General features: G+C 62.0%; 13 protein-coding genes. 2 read left to right on the forward strand and 11 right to left on the reverse strand.

All coding sequences use genetic code 11. The features are described 5' to 3' along the window. Positions 1-14 precede the first annotated feature (14 nt). The 11 genes from ISM_RS05740 to mutM form a co-directional block, all read right to left on the reverse strand. The gene (locus ISM_RS05740) at positions 15-1,601 is read right to left on the reverse strand and encodes an N-acyl-D-amino-acid deacylase family protein (RefSeq protein ID WP_009813179.1); all 1,587 of its coding nucleotides are present in this window, start codon (positions 1,599-1,601) and stop codon (positions 15-17) included. A 9-nt stretch (positions 1,602-1,610) separates the two neighbouring features. Continuing rightward, a complete protein-coding gene (locus ISM_RS05745) occupies positions 1,611-2,900 on the reverse strand; it encodes a TRAP transporter large permease (RefSeq protein ID WP_009813180.1) in 1,290 nt (429 codons plus the stop codon). Further along, on the reverse strand, positions 2,897-3,445 hold the full coding sequence (locus tag ISM_RS05750; RefSeq protein ID WP_009813181.1) for a TRAP transporter small permease: 549 nt from the start codon (positions 3,443-3,445) through the stop codon (positions 2,897-2,899). The genes ISM_RS05745 and ISM_RS05750 overlap by 4 nt, the downstream gene beginning before the upstream one ends. 117 nt (positions 3,446-3,562) lie before the next feature. Continuing rightward, a complete protein-coding gene (locus ISM_RS05755; RefSeq protein WP_009813182.1) occupies positions 3,563-4,561 on the reverse strand; it encodes a TRAP transporter substrate-binding protein in 999 nt (332 codons plus the stop codon). Between the two features lie 305 nt (positions 4,562-4,866). Next, positions 4,867-7,284 (reverse strand): DNA topoisomerase (ATP-hydrolyzing) subunit B, encoded by a 2,418-nt coding sequence (gene gyrB, locus ISM_RS05760; protein ID WP_009813183.1) that lies wholly within the window; start codon positions 7,282-7,284, stop codon positions 4,867-4,869. Positions 7,285-7,378: 94 nt separating this feature from the next. Continuing rightward, on the reverse strand, positions 7,379-8,488 hold the full coding sequence (recF, locus tag ISM_RS05765) for a DNA replication/repair protein RecF (protein ID WP_009813184.1): 1,110 nt from the start codon (positions 8,486-8,488) through the stop codon (positions 7,379-7,381). Positions 8,489-8,533: 45 nt separating this feature from the next. After that, a complete protein-coding gene (dnaN, locus tag ISM_RS05770) occupies positions 8,534-9,652 on the reverse strand; it encodes a DNA polymerase III subunit beta (RefSeq protein WP_009813185.1) in 1,119 nt (372 codons plus the stop codon). 134 nt (positions 9,653-9,786) lie between these two features. Beyond that, positions 9,787-11,163: a chromosomal replication initiator protein DnaA gene (gene dnaA, locus ISM_RS05775; protein WP_040617888.1), complete on the reverse strand. Its 1,377-nt coding sequence runs from the start codon at positions 11,161-11,163 to the stop codon at positions 9,787-9,789. Positions 11,164-11,628: 465 nt separating this feature from the next. Continuing rightward, positions 11,629-11,892, reverse strand: coding sequence for a 30S ribosomal protein S20 (rpsT, locus tag ISM_RS05780; protein ID WP_009813187.1), 264 nt, complete (start codon positions 11,890-11,892; stop codon positions 11,629-11,631). A gap of 286 nt (positions 11,893-12,178) precedes the next feature. Further along, positions 12,179-12,955 carry an enoyl-CoA hydratase gene (locus ISM_RS05785; RefSeq protein WP_009813188.1) on the reverse strand — a complete coding sequence of 259 codons (777 nt, stop codon included), beginning with the start codon at positions 12,953-12,955 and terminating at the stop codon, positions 12,179-12,181. Between the two features lie 64 nt (positions 12,956-13,019). Next, positions 13,020-13,871: a bifunctional DNA-formamidopyrimidine glycosylase/DNA-(apurinic or apyrimidinic site) lyase gene (gene mutM, locus ISM_RS05790; RefSeq protein WP_009813189.1), complete on the reverse strand. Its 852-nt coding sequence runs from the start codon at positions 13,869-13,871 to the stop codon at positions 13,020-13,022. 113 nt (positions 13,872-13,984) lie between these two features. On the opposite strand from mutM, the gene ubiE reads away from it, so the two are divergent. Both ubiE and ubiB read left to right on the forward strand, forming a co-directional pair. Beyond that, on the forward strand, positions 13,985-14,728 hold the full coding sequence (ubiE, locus tag ISM_RS05795; protein WP_009813190.1) for a bifunctional demethylmenaquinone methyltransferase/2-methoxy-6-polyprenyl-1,4-benzoquinol methylase UbiE: 744 nt from the start codon (positions 13,985-13,987) through the stop codon (positions 14,726-14,728). Then, on the forward strand, positions 14,729-16,264 hold the full coding sequence (gene ubiB, locus ISM_RS05800; protein WP_009813191.1) for a 2-polyprenylphenol 6-hydroxylase: 1,536 nt from the start codon (positions 14,729-14,731) through the stop codon (positions 16,262-16,264). It abuts the gene before it with no gap. The last annotated feature ends 55 nt before the right edge of the window (positions 16,265-16,319 follow it).

The following is a 16,319-nucleotide window of genomic DNA, read 5'->3' on the forward strand; positions in this document are numbered from 1 at the left end:
CTCACCTGCTTGGATCAGTGGCGCAGAACTTCACCCGCGTTCACCGGCTGACGCTGGCCATCGCGCATGGCAAACTTGCCGTTGACCAGAACATGTGCAACCCCCGTCGCATAGCGGCGCGGCTGTTTGGCGGTGGCATGGCTGGTGATCGCTTCGGGGTCAAAGACACAGATATCGGCCCGCGCCCCCCGGGTCAGACGCCCCCGATCCTTGATGCCGAGACGCTCTGCCGGGACCGCAGTGATCCGCCGGATGCCATCGGCCAGCGATAGAACCTGCCGGTCGCGCACGTAATATTGCAAGAACCGCGCGGCCCAGCCATAGCCGGTGATCGACCCCACCGCATCCTTGAGGATGCCATCAGAGGCCGCCGCGATCGTGTCCGATATCACCGCGCATTCGGGCTGTTGCAAGCAGAGCTCGACATCGCGGTCCTGAAAGGATTTCGACGCCCAGAACACGTTCATCATGTTCTGCCCATCCTCGAGCAACAGATCAAGCACCACATCATAGGGGTGGCAATTGCGCATCCGCCCGATCTCGGCCAGATCCGCGCCCACCAGTTCCTTGTTGGCATCCGATTTGAGCAGGACGATATCCGACCATTTCTCGGCCTTGACGATGAGCCACATAGGTTTGGGGTTGGCCTTGATCCGGGCGCGATCCTCGGGATTGGCGAGCCGTTTGAGCACCTCATCGACGCCGCCCGCCTGCGCCCATTTCGGCAAGATCGCCGCCATGAGCGTGTTGTTCCAATCATGCGGGATCACGTCGAAAGCCACGTCGACATCATGCCGCCGCGCCACGTCGATCATTTCGAGCGTATGCTCCATCGCATAATCCGGCGCGCCGAACTTGGGCTGAATATGCGAGATTTGCAGCTTGGCCCCCGATTGCCGCGCCGTGGCCAGCGCCTCGGCAAAGCCCAGATCATATTGCGTGTCGCGGTTGCGCACATGGGTGGCATAGAGCCGGTCATGTTTGCGCGCCACCTCGCACATCGGAACGAGATGATCGGGCGCGGCCATGATCCCCGGCCAATATTCGAGCCCTGATGAGAGCCCCCCGGCCCCTTGATCCATCGCCTCATCCACGAGGCGGGCCATTTCCTCCACCTCGTCGGGTTCGCCCGCGCGCAGCTCATTGCCGAGCACCGCCCGATGCACCGTGCCATGGCCCACAAAGGCCATCACATTGACGCCAAGCGCAGTGTTCTCCAGCGCGTCGAGATACTGTCCAAAGCCAAGCCATTTGGGGTGATCATGCTCGGTATACCAGGGCGAGACATGCCGGATGTCGCCATGGTTGCAGACCGGCGCACAGCTGAGCCCGCATTGCCCCACCACTTCGGTGGTGACGCCCTGGTGGACCTGACTTTCGGCCCGACCATCGGCGATGAGCGTGAAATCCGAATGGGTGTGCATGTCGACGAAGCCCGGCGAAATGGCCAAGCCCCCGACATCGATCACCTCGGCCTCACCCGCCTCGCCAATATCGCCAATGGCCTCGATCGCGTTGCCCCGCAGCCCGATATCACCACGCAGCGGCGGGCCACCCGACCCATCATAAATGACGCCATTTTTGAGAACGGTATCGAACATGACAAACCCCTAGCGTGAGAGCCCGTAGAACCAGTTGGGCAGGAAGAGGGTCAAATCGGGGAAGAGAATCAGGATGATCATCCCCACGATATAGGCCCCGATGAACGGCAGAACCGCGACGGAAATCTTCTCCATCGTCACCCCGGACACCCGCGCCGCAACCGTCAGGTTGGCCCCAAGCGGTGGCGTGAGGAATCCGATCTCGCAGGTGATCACGGTGAAGATGCCAAAGAGCACGGGATCAACCCCGAGCGAGGTCACCAGCGGCAGGAACACCGAGGTGAAAAGGATGACCTGCGCGATGGATTCCATAAACGTGCCGATGAAGATGTAGAAGATTCCGATCAGCAGCAGCACGAGGAACGGGCTCGACGTGATCGAGGTGATCGCCGTCTCGATCGTCGCGGGCACATCATAAAACGCCGTGAGCTGGCCAAAGGCGAGCGTCGGCGTCAAGAGGATCAGGATACCGGTCAGCAGCGCGGTGAAGCGCAGGGAATCGATCACCTTCTTGATCGTCAGCTCGCGGTAGACAAAGAGACCGACAAAGAGTGCGTAGAACACCGCCACGGCCGCCGCCTCGGTCGGCGTGAAGATGCCGCCATAGATCCCGCCAAGGATCAGCACCGGCGCGCCAATGGCCCATTTGCCGTCCCACATCGCGTTAAGAAACGGCCGCCATGTGAACCGCGCCTCGGTGCCGCCATAGCCACGGCGCACCGAGATGATGAATGTCACCGCGACCAGCAAAAGCGTCACGAGAATGCCCGGAATGACCCCTGCGAGAAAGAGCCGCGGGATCGAGGTTTCGGACACCAGACCGTAGATGATGAGCAGGTTGGAGGGCGGAATGAGACTGCCGAGCGCGCCAGCACTTGCCGCGATACCGGCGGCGAAAGGCACGTCATAGCCTTCGCGCTTCATCGCCGGCACCGTGACCGACCCGATGGCAGCTGTGGTCGCCGGGCCAGAGCCCGACAGCGCCGCGAACAACATGCAGGCAAAGACCGTGACGATCCCCATCGACCCGCGATAGGCCCCGACGAGCCGCGTGGCGATAGCGATCATCCGGTTGGCCATTCCGCCCACTTCCATCAATCGTCCGGCGAGGACAAAGAGCGGGATGGTCAGCAGCGGAAAGGGCGTCAGGCTGGTATAGCCCGTCTGCGCCATGAGCGTGTAGGGAATGTCGATCAGGAAAATGGCCAGCACCGTGGCCAGCCCCACCGACACAAAGAGCGGCGCCCCGATCAGCGTCAGGATCAGGAAGGCGAGAAGAACGATAATAAGCGGGCTCACAGGTGACCCTCCGTGGCAGCATCTTCAGACGGCTCCAGCCCCATGTCTTCGGGGCGAACACTCGGATAGCCTTGGCGGCCATTCATCCACCAGCGGACATAAAGCTGAACCAGACGCAGCAGGATCAGCGCATAGCCGATGACGATGACGCTCTGCGGATAGAATTCATTGATGCCGAGGCTCGCGGTGCGGCTGGGATATTTCCACAGCACACCGAGATACTCGATCCCGACCTTGATCATGAAGGCCGCGAAAAAGGCGAAACAGAGATCGGCGAGGAAAATCATCCAGATCGGCAGCCGTCCGGGCAAGGAGGCTGCGCCGACGAGGATGCGAATATGAAACCTTTCGCGCACACAGAACGCCGCGCCCATATAGACGGCCCAAGCCATCGAAAAGGCCGCGACCTCTTCGGTCCAATGTGGCGCCGAGCCAAAGGCATAGCGCATGACAACCTGAAAGAAGACGCTACAGGCGATCACGCTCAGCGCGATACAGCACAGGGCCTCTTCTAGGTGACGTTCCAACCAGCGAAACAGTCCCATTGATCTCCCTTTCGGAATGTCGGCGGTGGGATCGGGCCTTCCATGGCCTTTGATCTCTATCCGCCGATGAGGAACCGGAGGCGCAGCACGCCCCCGGCTATCGGTCAGGCTGCGCGATTACTCGGCAGCAGCGCGGATCTCGGCCAGAAGCGCGCGGAACTCATCGTCGCGATCTTGGGCGAACTCTTCCTGCACGCCTTGGGCGGCGGCGATGAATTCGGCCTTGTCGGGACGGGTCATCTTCATGCCACCCTCTTCGACCAGCCAGGTCCGAACCTCTTCGAGCTCCTTGAGCACAATCTCGGTATGCTCTTTGCTGGCGCGACGGCCCGCCTCATACATGGCGGCGCGCTGCTCCTCGCTCAGCTTGCGCATGAACACATCTGACACGATCAGCGGCGCCATCGACATGAAATGTTCGAGGATCACGAGGTGCTCTTCAAACTCATAGAACTTCATGTCGCGGATAAAGGTCGTGCCATTGTCGCCACCATCGACGGTGCCGGTTTGCAATGCGGTGGGGGTTTCCGACCATGCCAGCGGCACAGGCTCGGCGCCAAAGGCTTCGAACGTGGCCAGCATGACCTCGTTCTTGGGCACCCGGATCTTGAGACCCTCCATATCGGCCATCGTGTTGATCGCGCGCTTGGAATTGTAGAAATCGCGATATTGCGGCCCGCCAAAGGCCACCAGATGCAGGCTCGTCGCCTCCTGCATCATCTTTTGCATCTTTTCACCCACCGGACCGGCGGAGACCGCCAGCATATGCTCGGGGCTCTGGAAGATGTAGGGCAGCACCGTCACATCCATCAGCGGCCAGTGCGGCGAGATATTGTTGGTGGTGATCACATAGGCATCGACCGTGCCGAGCTGCATCGCCTTGAAGGCAGTGTCTTCCGACGAAATCTGACCGCAGCAGCGGATCTTGATCTCGATCTCACCATTGGTGAGCTCGGTCAGGTGCTTGTTAAAGAGGTCGGCAAACACGCCATAAACGGATTTCTCCGGCGCGGCATAGCCGAGGTTCATCGTCACTTTGTCAGCGAGCGCCGGGCCGGCCAAAGCCACCGCCGACAGCGCGCCGAGAACGGTTCTGCGCATAAAGGACTGCATCATTTTTTTGACTCCCTATTGGTTATTGCCACCATTAGAGGGTCAACCTCCCCGTTCGCGCAAGGCGCGTTGCCGGTCGATTCCAGCGATTTCTGGTTTTTCCTAATTAATGGGAAATCTTTTTTAGCCTTCCGAATGCGACTTTCGGAAATGCCGATGCTGGCGCTCAGATAATGACCTTTCTATGGGCGAACCTGCTAAGTTCATAACGCTCACTTATAGATTCGAACCCCAATCGCAGCCGAACAAACGACAACGGCGCGCGAAAATCCGCGCGCCGTCCCGATAGCTTGCGAACGTGACGAGGATCAGAAATCCAGATTCTCGACGTTCAGAGCGTTTTCCTGAATGAACTCGCGGCGTGGTTCGACCACATCGCCCATCAGTTTGGTAAAGAGGTCATCCGCCTCGGCCACGTCATTGACCTTGACCTGCAACAGCGTCCGCGCCTCAGGGTCGAGCGTCGTTTCCCAGAGCTGATCCGGGTTCATCTCGCCAAGACCTTTGTAGCGTTGCAGCGACAGGCCTTTTTCACCCTCTTTGAGGATCGCATCCAGGAGATCCAGAGGCCCGTTGATCGCCTGCACCCGGTCCTTGCGCACCAGGGTCGCCTGCGTGCGATAGACATCCTGCAGCACCTTGGTCATCTGACCGATGCGACGGCTTTCGCCCCCGCGCAGGATCGGACCGTCGAGCGTGCGCACCTCTTCGACACCGCGCAGCATGCGGGTCAGGCGGATGCCGTGATCCTGAGTGATCCGGCCCGTCCAGCCGCGCTCATATTCGAGCGCGATGAGATCGAGACGCGCGGCGACCGCATCGGCCACGCCTTGCAGATCGGCATCGGCCCGGCCTTCGGAAAACGCCCCGGCGATGGTCGCCTGTTCGACGATATTGCGCGGGTAATGCGTCGGAAACGCCTCGATGATCCGCTTGGCCTGCCGCGCCTCTTCCACCACGCGGACAAGATCACGCCCGGTGATCTCTTCGCCGGTGCCGAGCCGCAGCATCGCATCGTCGGTGCCCTGCTCGATGAGGTAATCCTCCATCGCGGCCTGATCCTTGAGATAAACCTCGGACTTGCCGCGCGACACTTTGTAGAGCGGCGGCTGCGCGATGTAGAGATAGCCGCCATCGATCAGCTCGGGCATCTGCCGATAGAAGAAGGTGAGCAGCAGCGTCCGGATATGCGCCCCATCCACGTCGGCGTCGGTCATGATGACGATCTTGTGGTAACGCAGCTTGTCGATGTTGAACTCGTCCCGGCCGATGCCGGTGCCGAGCGCCATCACGAGATTGCCGATCTCCTGGCTGCCGAGCATCCGGTCGAACCGCGCGCGTTCCACGTTAAGGATCTTACCCTTGAGCGGCAGGATCGCCTGCGTGCCCCGGTCCCGCCCGGTCTGGGCAGAGCCCCCCGCGCTGTCACCCTCGACGAGGAACAGCTCGGTCTTAGACGGGTCCTTTTCGGAACAATCCTTGAGCTTGCCTGCGAGAAAATTCACATCCATCGCGGTTTTGCGCCGGGTCAGCTCGCGCGCCTTGCGCGCCGCCTCGCGGGCCAGCGCCGCCTCGATGATCTTGCCGACGATCATCTTGGCCTCGTTGGGATTTTCTTCGAACCACTCGTTGAGCTTTTCGTTCATCAGCCCTTCGACCGCCGGGCGCACTTCAGAGCTCACCAGCTTGTCCTTGGTCTGGCTCGAGAATTTCGGATCGGGCACTTTGACCGACAGAACACAGGTCAGCCCTTCGCGCGCGTCGTCGCCGGTAAAGTTGACCTTTTCCTTCTTGGCGATGCCGCTCGACTGGGCGTAGTTGTTGATCGTCCGGGTCAGCGCGCCACGGAACCCGGCCATATGGGTGCCGCCATCGCGCTGCGGGATGTTGTTGGTAAAGGGCAGCACCGTCTCGTGATAGCTGTCGTTCCACCACATCGCCACTTCGACGCCGATCTCGTCCCGCTCGCCGGTGATAAAGATCGGCTCGGGAATCATCGGGCTCTTGTGCCGGTCGAGATATTTGACGAATTCCTTGACGCCGCCATCGTAATGCAGCTCGGTCTCGAGCGGCTCTGCGGGGCGTTCGTCGCGCAGGATGATCCGCACGCCGGAATTCAGAAAGGCCAGTTCGCGCAGGCGTCGTTCCAGCGTCTCGAAACTATATTCGAGATTGGAAAACGTATCGGTCGAAGCGAGAAAGCGCACCTCGGTGCCCTTGCGGCCATTGGCGTCGCCCACGACCTTGAGATGCTCTGCGGTGTCGCCACGTTCGAACCGGGCGACATGTTCCTTGCCATTGCGCCAGATCCGCAGCTCGAGCCAATCGCTCAGCGCGTTGACCACCGAGACGCCGACGCCATGCAGACCGCCCGACACCTTGTAGGAATTGCTGTCGAACTTGCCGCCCGCATGGAGCTGGGTCATGATGACCTCGGCGGCGCTGACGCCCTCTTCCTCATGGAGATCGACCGGAATACCGCGGCCGTTGTCGCTCACGGAAACGCTGGAATCGTCGTGGATCGTCACCGTCACATGGTCGGCATGACCGGCCAGCGCCTCGTCGATGCCGTTATCCACCACCTCATAGACCATGTGATGCAGGCCAGAGCCATCATCGGTGTCACCGATATACATGCCGGGGCGCTTACGGACCGCCTCCAACCCTTTGAGAACCTTGATCGAATCTGCGCCATATTCTTCCGGCGCGGCTGCTGCCTCGGACATTCGGACATCCCTTGTTCGTTTGGCCATTTTATACGGGGTTCGGGGGGGATTGTCACGCAAGTGACACGACTATTTCCGACCAGCTCGGGGCGGCTCAGATACCGACCTGCACCACCTCGGAGGCCCCGGCAGTTTCGCGCACTTCCACATGCTGCGCCCGCGCGCCGAGTTCGGCAAAAAGCTCGGGCCCGGTGCCGGTCATCCACGCCTGCGATCCGAGCGCGCAGATCTCGTCATAGAGCGCCGCCCGCCGCCCCGCATCCAGATGCGCCGCCACCTCATCCAGAAGCAGGATCGGCGGCGCGCCGAAATCTTCGCGCAAGGCCCGCCCATTGGCGAGGATGAGCGACACCAAGAGCGCCTTCTGTTCGCCGGTCGAGCAATCCTTGGCCGCGACACCCTTGGCCGCATAGACGCCCTGCAAATCCGCCCGATGCGGCCCCAGAAGCGTCCGACCCGCCGCCAAATCCCGCCGCCGCCCCTCAGAGAGCGCATCGCGGTACTCTGCCTCTCCGTCGGGCAGTGCCCCCTCGGCCATCTCAAGCGTCAGATCGGCGGCCGGAAAAGCCGTCGCCGCCCCCTCCTGCGCCTGCGCGAGCCGGTCGATCACCCGCTGACGATTGGCCTGTATGGCAAGCCCGGCCTCAGCCATTTGCCGTTCAAGCGCCACATACCAATGGCCGTCCCGCACCTGATCCTTGAGCAGGCGGTTGCGTTCGCGCATCGCCTTTTCATAGGCCAGCGTCACATCGGCATGATCGGGGACAAAGCTCATCACCATCCGGTCGAGAAACCGCCGCCGCCCCTCGGCGCCCTCAATCCAGAGCCGGTCCATCGAGGGGATAAGCCAGAGCACCCGCGCAATCCGCGCCAGCGCCACCTGCGCCGCCGGTTTGCCGTCGATCCGTGTCTGCCGCGCCGCGCCGCCCTCGGACCAGATTTCGAGCTCATGCACCTGATGCAGGCTGTGCAACACGCCGCGCAGCTTCCAGCCGAGCGCCTCGGGCTGCCGCCCCATGTCCTGCGCCGCCGCCCGGCGCAGCCCGCGCCCCGGCGAAATCAATGAGACCGCTTCGATCAGATTGGTCTTGCCCGAGCCATTGTCGCCATGGATGGCCACCGGCCTCGGGTCCAGCTGCAACGCCGATCCCAGATGAGACCGGAAATGCGACAGCTTCAACTCTGACAGATAAAGCCCGGCCATTTACGGCCCTTCATCTTGCCGAAAACAGGTACAGTCCAAACCGCGTCAGACGCGCATCGGCATGACCACATAGACGGCGCTCGTGTCATTGCCTTCGCGCATCAAGGTCGGATCGCCGGAGGAATTGAACATGAACACGGCGTTTTCACGGTCCACCTGGCTGGCAATCTCCAGCAGATATTTCGCGTTGAACCCGATTTCGAGCCGCTCATCGCCATAGGCCACGGCGAGCTCTTCTTCGGCGGCGCCGCTGTCGGGCGCGTTGACCGACAGGATCAGGCGATCCTCATCCAGCGCCAGCTTGACCGCGCGCGACCGTTCCGAGCTCACGGTGGCGACACGATCGACCGCCTTGGCAAACTCGGCCGCGTCCACTTCGAGACGGCGGGTGTTGCCCTGCGGAATGACGCGGGTGTAGTCGGGGAACGTGCCGTCGATGACCTTGGAGGTCAGGGTGATCTCGGGCGTGGCAAAGCGCACCTTGGTTTCCGACACCGACACGGCAATCACCGCGTCATCATCGTCAAGCAGCTTGCGCAGCTCGCCCACGGTCTTGCGGGGCACGATCACGCCGGGCATGTCGCCCGCACCATCGGGCAGATCGGCGTCGATCCGGGCCAGACGGTGACCATCGGTCGCCACACAGCGCAGCACCTTGCCGCCATCGCCATCCGACACATGCATGTAAACGCCGTTGAGGTAATAGCGAGTTTCTTCGGTGGAAATGGCGAATTTCGACTTGTCGAAGAGCCGCCGCAGCACCGGCGCCTTGGCCGAGAAATTCGACGCATATTCCGAGCTGGCCATCACCGGGAAATCTTCTTTCGGCAGGGTCGCGAGGTTAAAGCTCGACCGGCCTGCCTCGACCGCGAGCCGCCCGGCGGCGCCGTCATCGGTCAGCGTGACAAGCGCGCCATCGGGCAGCTTGCGCACGATTTCATGCAAGGTGACCGCCGAAACCGTCGTCGACCCGGCGCGTTCGACCTTGGCCGGGGCCTTGTCGACCACTTCGATATCGAGATCGGTGGCGCGGAACTGCACCGTGTCGCCTTCGGCCTCGATCAGCACGTTGGCCAGGATCGGGATCGTGTTGCGGCGCTCGACCACGGATTGCGCTTGCGACACTGCCTTAAGCAGAATGCCCCGTTCGATGCTGAACTTCATGCCATGCTCCCTCGGTGGACGCCCTGGGGCGTCGGGAAGGGCAAGTTATCAGCTTCACCCTGCCACTCAAGACTTTTGTGGGTTTTTTGGGACGTTAGCGGGCGGGCGTCAAGAGGCCCGCCGCTTTGCGTGCCTTATTCTTCCAATGTACGGCGCAGAAGCTCGATATCTTCGGCAATCTGCACATCCTTGCGGCTGAGCTCTTCGATCCGGCGCACCCCATGCATGACGGTGGTGTGATCGCGCCCGCCGAAACGACGCCCGATTTCCGGCAGCGACCGCGAGGTCATCTGCTTGCACAGGAACATCGCCATCTGACGGGGCCGGGCGTAGACGCGCAGGCGTTTCGGGCCGACGAGGTCGCTGAGGCGGATGTTGTAATGCTCGGACACCTGACGCTGAATCTCTTCGATGGTCACCTGACGCTCAGAGGCGCGCAGCACATCGGCGAGACAATCCTGCGTCAGTTCGAGGGTGATTTCCTGGCCCACCAGCGAGGCAAAGGCAAAGAGCCGGGTCAGCGCGCCTTCGAGAACGCGCACGTTCTTGGTGATGCGATGCGCGAGGAATTCGAGCACCCCATCGGCCAGCATCAGATCCGGGTATTGCCCACGGTAATATTCGACCTTGCTCTGCAGGATGCCGAGACGCAGTTCGTAATTGGTCGGGTGCAGATCGACGACCAGCCCGCATTGCAGCCGCGAGCGGATGCGCTCTTCGAGATTCTCGATCTCGCCCGGCGCGCAATCGGCGGAAATGATGATCTGCTTGCGCTGATCGACCAGCGCGTTGAACGTGTGAAAGAACTCTTCCTGCGTGCTGTCCTTGCCGGCGATGAATTGGACATCATCCACCATCAGCACGTCGACAGAGCGGAACATTTCCTTGAAATCCATCATTTTGCGTTCGCGCAGCGCCTGCACAAAGCGGTACATGAACTGCTCGGCCGAGAGATAGACCACATTGAGCCCCGGCTGCTGCTCCTGCAGCTCCCAGGCGATGGCATGCATCAGGTGCGTTTTACCAAGACCGACGCCACCATAGAGAAACAGCGGGTTAAAGGTCACCGGGCCGCCTTCGGCGACGCGCTTGGCGGCGGCATGGGCGAGCTCGTTCGGCTTGCCCACGACGAAGGTGTCGAACTTGAACCGCGGATCGAGCGGCGCGGTCGGAATGCGCGTGTCGGCCATGGTCTCGGCGGGCTCGGACGGCGCGGCCTTGGGGCGCGGAGCGGGGGCCCGGCGCGGCGCTTGCGGATCGTTGGAGGCGGTGCTGGGCACCGCGAAATTCACCCGGCGGATCGATGGATCGATGGCGCGCAGATGATAGAGAATCTGATCGCCAAAGGTCTGGGCGACATAGTTTCCGAAAAAGCTGGTGGGCACTGCAAAGGACGCAACCTCGCCCGCGACATCGTCGAGCTCGAGCGGTGCAATCCACGTGGTAAAGTTATTGCTGCCGACTGTTTTCTTCAGTTCCTGCTTGAGTTGGCCCCATTCGTTTTTGGTCATTATGCCTTGGTCCACGATCGTCAGTTTCATACAAACCGGCAGTGATGCCGGTACTCCCAAACGATCCACGGACCGCAGATGCGGTCATTGTTCCATCAGTCAAATGGCAATAGCATACGAGCCCCAGAAACTGGGGTTGCACACCTACCAAAAACAACACTGTTGAGGGCATAACGGCCATCCCCGAGCCGCGGGCCTCTGGAACACGGACGCGCCATAAGGTGCCGAAAACATCGGCCTACCGTCCCGAACTGCACCAGGCATCCCCTGCCAGCGCCATATTCGGGAATCGGCTCGTCCCCCCAAGCGTGAATCGCAAGGCCACGTTACCAACCGCTCTGCGGAGCGGGCAACTGATCTTCGCGCTTGACTCATAGATTGGTGGAAAAGAATCTCTGACCGTGTCGCACACAAAAAAGGCGTCCTCAAAGGACGCCTTTTTCGATCAATGATTTAAGGGCGGTTTCAGCCCAGAGCCTTCACACGAGCCGACAGGCGCGAGATTTTGCGCGATGCGGTGTTCTTGTGGAAAACCCCTTTGGTGACGCCACGCATCAGCTCGGGCTGGGCGGCGCGGAGGGCGGATGTTGCGGCATCTTTGTCACCCGACGCGATGGCCTCTTCGACCTTGCGGAGGTAGGTACGGATGCGCGAACGGCGGGCTTTGTTGACGGCGAAACGCTTCTCGTTCTGACGGGCGCGTTTCTTGGACTGAGGCGTATTTGCCATGATGTCTGGACCTTTTCTTCGGGTTCAATCTTCAAATGTCGCTGCACGAGAAACAACCCGATCCGGCAGGGTCTCAGCCGGTGTGATTCTGGCCAGAGCGGGCCTCACGCGCATGTATAGCGGCGGCATATAGCGAAAAGCGGAGGCTTTGGAAACCGCAAAATTCCCATGTCGGTAACACGTCGGTATTACGACGGCAAAGCGACTGTGGCCATTTTCGCCCCCGCCAACGCAAAACCGGCGCCCCGAGGGACGCCGGTTCAGAGCTTTGGGCAGCGCCGCGCGATCACTTGTCGCGGAACTGGGCCTCGCGTTTTTCGGCGAAGGCGGACATGCCCTCTTTCTGGTCTTCGGTGGCAAAGAGCGACTGGAAGACGCGGCGCTCGAAAAGAAGACCTTCGCGCAGCGGCACCTCGTAGGAGCGGTTCACCGCCTCCTTGACCGCCATCACGGCAATCATGGATTTCTCGGCGATCTTCTGGGCCGCCGTCATGGTCTCTTCCATCAGCTTCTTGGCGGGCACGACGCGGCTCACCAGACCCGAGCGTTCGGCCTCTTCGGCATCCATGAAGCGACCGGTGAGGTTCATGTCCATGGATTTCGATTTGCCGATGAAGCGGGTCAGCCGCTGGCTGCCGCCCATCCCGGCGATGACGCCGAGGTTGATCTCGGGCTGGCCGAATTTCGCGGTGTCCGAGCAGATGATAAAGTCGCACATCATCGCCAGTTCGCAGCCGCCGCCCAGCGCATAGCCGGAGACGGCCGCGATGATCGGTTTGCGGATGCGCATAATGCCTTCGGCCTCGGGGCCGAAAAGATCGCCAGCGAAGACATCGACAAAGCTCTTCTCGCTCATCATCTTGATGTCGGCCCCGGCGGCGAATGCCTTTTCCGAGCCGGTGATCACGATGCAGCGCACCTTGTCATTGTTCTGTGCGTCCTCGAGCGCCTTGACCAGCTCGCTCAGCAACTGATCGTTGAGAGCGTTCAATGCGTCAGGGCGGTTCAGGGTGATGAGGGCGACGTGGTCTTCTACTTCGACGATGATCGTCTCATAGGCCATGGATTTTGCTTTCGCTTGTTCCTGTCAGGTGGGTGTTCTTATCACCCCTACGGCGCGGATCAACCTATCTTTGGCATCGGGGGCAGTAGAAGGAGGACCGCCCCGATTGCACGACACGGGCCACGATCCCATCGCAGCCGGGGCGGCGGCAGGGCTGACCCTCGCGGTCATAGACGTCGAAATTATGCTGAAAATAACCCAATTCCCCATCCGCCTGCCGGAAATCGCGCAGCGACGAGCCCCCCGCCGCGATGGCATCGCCAAGCACGTCGCGGATGATCGGAACCAGCGACGCGATGCGCGCCGATGACAGGTTATTGACGCGACGTTTCGGCGAGATCCCGGCCCGAAACAGCGCCTCGCAGACATAGATATTGCCGAGACCGGCCACGATTCGCTGATCCAGCAGGGCGGATTTCGCGGGCATTGTCCGGGTCTTGAGGGCGGCGACGAAATACTCTTCGTGAAAGCCATTGCCCAAGGGCTCCGGCCCGAGCACCGCCAAAAGCGGATGCGCCTCGGCGCCGTCGGTGGGCAGAATATCCATCGCGCCAAAGCGGCGCGGGTCGTTGAAGGTGATCCGCGCCCCATCCGCCATATGCAGCACCACATGGTCGTGTTTCTCGGGTGCCGGGTGATCATGGACGAACCGCCCCTGCGCATCGCCCGAAATCAGCATCCGCCCCGACATGCCGAGATGGATGAGCAGCGTCTCGCCCGAGGCGAGATCGGCGAGGATATATTTCGACCGCCGCCGCAGCGCGGTGACCTTTTGCCCGGCGAGCCGCTCGGCCATGCGGTCGGGAAAGGGCCAGCGCAGATCGGGGCGGTTGACCTCGGCGCGGGCGATGGTGCCGCCCTCCATCACCGGGGCCAGACCACGGCGCACGGTTTCGACCTCGGGCAATTCGGGCATGGCGGGCCTTTCTGATCACGGCGACATGTCGCGCCGACAATTCACGGCGGCGCATTGTCACCGCCGCCTCGCAGCCTATAAGAAGAGGCGAAACAGCACCGGGGGCAAGACCCATGAGCGGGAAAACCACGCATTTCGGATTTCAGACCGTGCCAGAGGCCGAAAAGGCCGGGCGCGTGCAGGGGGTCTTTGGCTCGGTCGCGTCGAAATACGACGTGATGAATGATGCGATGAGCATGGGCATCCACCGGATCTGGAAAGATGCGATGATGGATTGGCTCGCGCCGCGCCCGGGGCAGCGGCTTCTCGATGTGGCGGGCGGCACGGGCGATATTTCCTTCCGGTTCCTGAACCGCGCCGGGAGCGGCCATGCCACCGTGCTCGACCTGACCGAGCCGATGCTCGTCGAGGGGCGCAAGCGGGCCGAGGCGGCGCAGATGGCCGACAGTCTCGACTGGGTGGTGGGGGATGCGATGGCGCTGCCCTTTGCCGACAACACATTCGACGTCTACACGATCAGTTTCGGCATCCGCAACGTGACCCGCCCCGAAGAAGCGCTGCGCGAGGCCTATCGCGTGCTGCGCCCCGGCGGGCGTCTCATGGTTCTCGAATTCAGCCAGATCCCCAATGAGATGATGCAGAAGGTCTATGACCTCTATTCCTTCCATATCATCCCGCGCATGGGGCAGGCGATAGCCGGCGACCGCGACAGCTATCAGTATCTGGTGGAATCGATCCGCCAATTCCCCGATCAGAAGACGTTTCTCGGGATGGTGCGCGAGGCCGGGTTCGGCAATGCGAAATACCGCAATCTGAGCCTGGGCATCGCCTGTCTGCATTCGGGCTGGAAGCTCTGAATGCGGGGGCCTCACAATATTCTTCGGCTGATCCGGACCGGTGCCACGATGGAGCGCACCGGCGCGATGGGGCTTATCATGGAGGCCATGGAGGCGCCGCCCTTGGTGCGGGGCACGATGCGTTGCCTCGCCTGGCCCTTTCAATGGCTCGGCTATAAGGGCGATCCGAGCATGCCGCCCGCGGTGCGCGCGCTCACCGCGCTTGGGCCAGCCTATATCAAATTCGGTCAGATCCTGAGCACGCGGCCCGATCTCGTCGGGGCCGAGCTGGCGCAGGAGCTGCGCGTGCTGCAGGACCAGCTGCCGCCCTTTTCCACCGAGATCGCCAAGCGCGGCGTTGCGCAGGAGCTTGGCGCGCCGGTCGACAGTCTCTTTGACGAGTTCAGCGAGCCGGTGGCCGCCGCCTCGATCGCGCAGGTCCACAAGGCCCGTCAGCGCGACAGCGGCGCGCCGGTCGCGGTTAAGGTGCTGCGCCCCGGGATCGAGCGGGCGTTTCGCCGCGACATCGATGCGTTCTACTTTGCCGCCGGGATGATCGAGTTTCTCTCGCCCGCCTCGCGGCGGCTGCGGCCCACCGATGTCATCGCCCATTTCGAAGGGGTGGTTCTGGGCGAGCTCGACCTGCGGCTCGAGGCGTCTTCGGCATCGGAATTTGCCGCCAATACGGTGGGCGACGAAGGGTTCGAGCTGCCCGAGATCATCTGGCCGCTGTCGAAGCGGCGGGTGATGACCATGGGCTGGGCCGATGGGGTGCCGCTCGGCGACAATGCGGCGCTCGATGCGGCGGGGCATGACCGCGAGGCGCTGGCGGCGCGGGTGCTGTCGCTGTTCCTGCGGCATGCGCTGCGCGACGGGTATTTCCATGCCGATATGCATCAGGGCAATCTCAAGGTCGCGCCGAGCGGCAATATCATCGCCTATGATTTCGGCATCATGGGCCATATCGATGAATACACCCGCCGGGTCTATGCCGAGATCCTCTACGGGTTCATCAAGCGCGATTACCGCCGGGTGGCGGAGGTGCATTTCGAGGCGGGCTATGTGCCGCCCGACCGCGATGTCGACGAGTTCGCCCGCGCCCTGCGGGCGGTGGGCGAGCCGATCTTCGGGATGGATGCGAGCCGCATTTCCATGGGCAGCCTTCTGAGCTATCTCTTTGAGGTCACAGAGAGATTTGGCATGGAGACGCGGACCGAGCTGATCCTTTTGCAGCGCACGATGGTGGTGGTCGAAGGGGTCGCGCGGTCGCTCGATCCGCAGATCAACATCTGGCAGGTGGCGAAGCCCGTGGTCGAGAATTACATCCGCGATTCGCTGGGTCCCCGGGCGATGGCCACGCATCTCACCAAGACGGCGATGGTGCTCTCGCGCTTTGGACCGCGACTGCCGCAGATGGTCGAAGCGGCCCTCATGCGTCACAGCATGCCGTCGCCGCCCCCGCCGCCGCGCCGCCGCCGGCGTGATCTGGTCTTTGCCGGGATGGCCGGGGCTGTCGGGGCGCTCGGGTTGGCGGGGCTTGGCTGGCTGCTCTTCTAGCGAGATCCACCGCCGATCGTCGCATTTCTGCGACAGGGTGAGATACATCTAAAAG

The sequence above is a fragment of the Roseovarius nubinhibens ISM genome (genome assembly GCF_000152625.1).
Classification (GTDB): Bacteria; Pseudomonadota; Alphaproteobacteria; order Rhodobacterales; family Rhodobacteraceae; genus Roseovarius; species Roseovarius nubinhibens.

Bases quoted from the DNA above. Each gene is read 5' to 3' on its own strand.
- gyrB (WP_009813183.1), bottom strand. From the start codon at position 7,284: ATGTCCGAGGCAGCAGCCGCGCCGGAAGAATATGGCGCAGATTCGATC.
- ubiB (WP_009813191.1), top strand. From the start codon at position 14,729: ATGCGGGGGCCTCACAATATTCTTCGGCTGATCCGGACCGGTGCCACG.
- ubiE (WP_009813190.1), top strand. From the start codon at position 13,985: ATGAGCGGGAAAACCACGCATTTCGGATTTCAGACCGTGCCAGAGGCC.
- dnaN (WP_009813185.1), bottom strand. From the start codon at position 9,652: ATGAAGTTCAGCATCGAACGGGGCATTCTGCTTAAGGCAGTGTCGCAA.
- rpsT (WP_009813187.1), bottom strand. From the start codon at position 11,892: ATGGCAAATACGCCTCAGTCCAAGAAACGCGCCCGTCAGAACGAGAAG.
- ISM_RS05755 (WP_009813182.1), bottom strand. From the start codon at position 4,561: ATGATGCAGTCCTTTATGCGCAGAACCGTTCTCGGCGCGCTGTCGGCG.
- mutM (WP_009813189.1), bottom strand. From the start codon at position 13,871: ATGCCCGAATTGCCCGAGGTCGAAACCGTGCGCCGTGGTCTGGCCCCG.
- ISM_RS05785 (WP_009813188.1), bottom strand. From the start codon at position 12,955: ATGGCCTATGAGACGATCATCGTCGAAGTAGAAGACCACGTCGCCCTC.
- recF (WP_009813184.1), bottom strand. From the start codon at position 8,488: ATGGCCGGGCTTTATCTGTCAGAGTTGAAGCTGTCGCATTTCCGGTCT.
- dnaA (WP_040617888.1), bottom strand. From the start codon at position 11,163: ATGACCAAAAACGAATGGGGCCAACTCAAGCAGGAACTGAAGAAAACA.
- ISM_RS05740 (WP_009813179.1), bottom strand. From the start codon at position 1,601: ATGTTCGATACCGTTCTCAAAAATGGCGTCATTTATGATGGGTCGGGT.
- ISM_RS05750 (WP_009813181.1), bottom strand. From the start codon at position 3,445: ATGGGACTGTTTCGCTGGTTGGAACGTCACCTAGAAGAGGCCCTGTGC.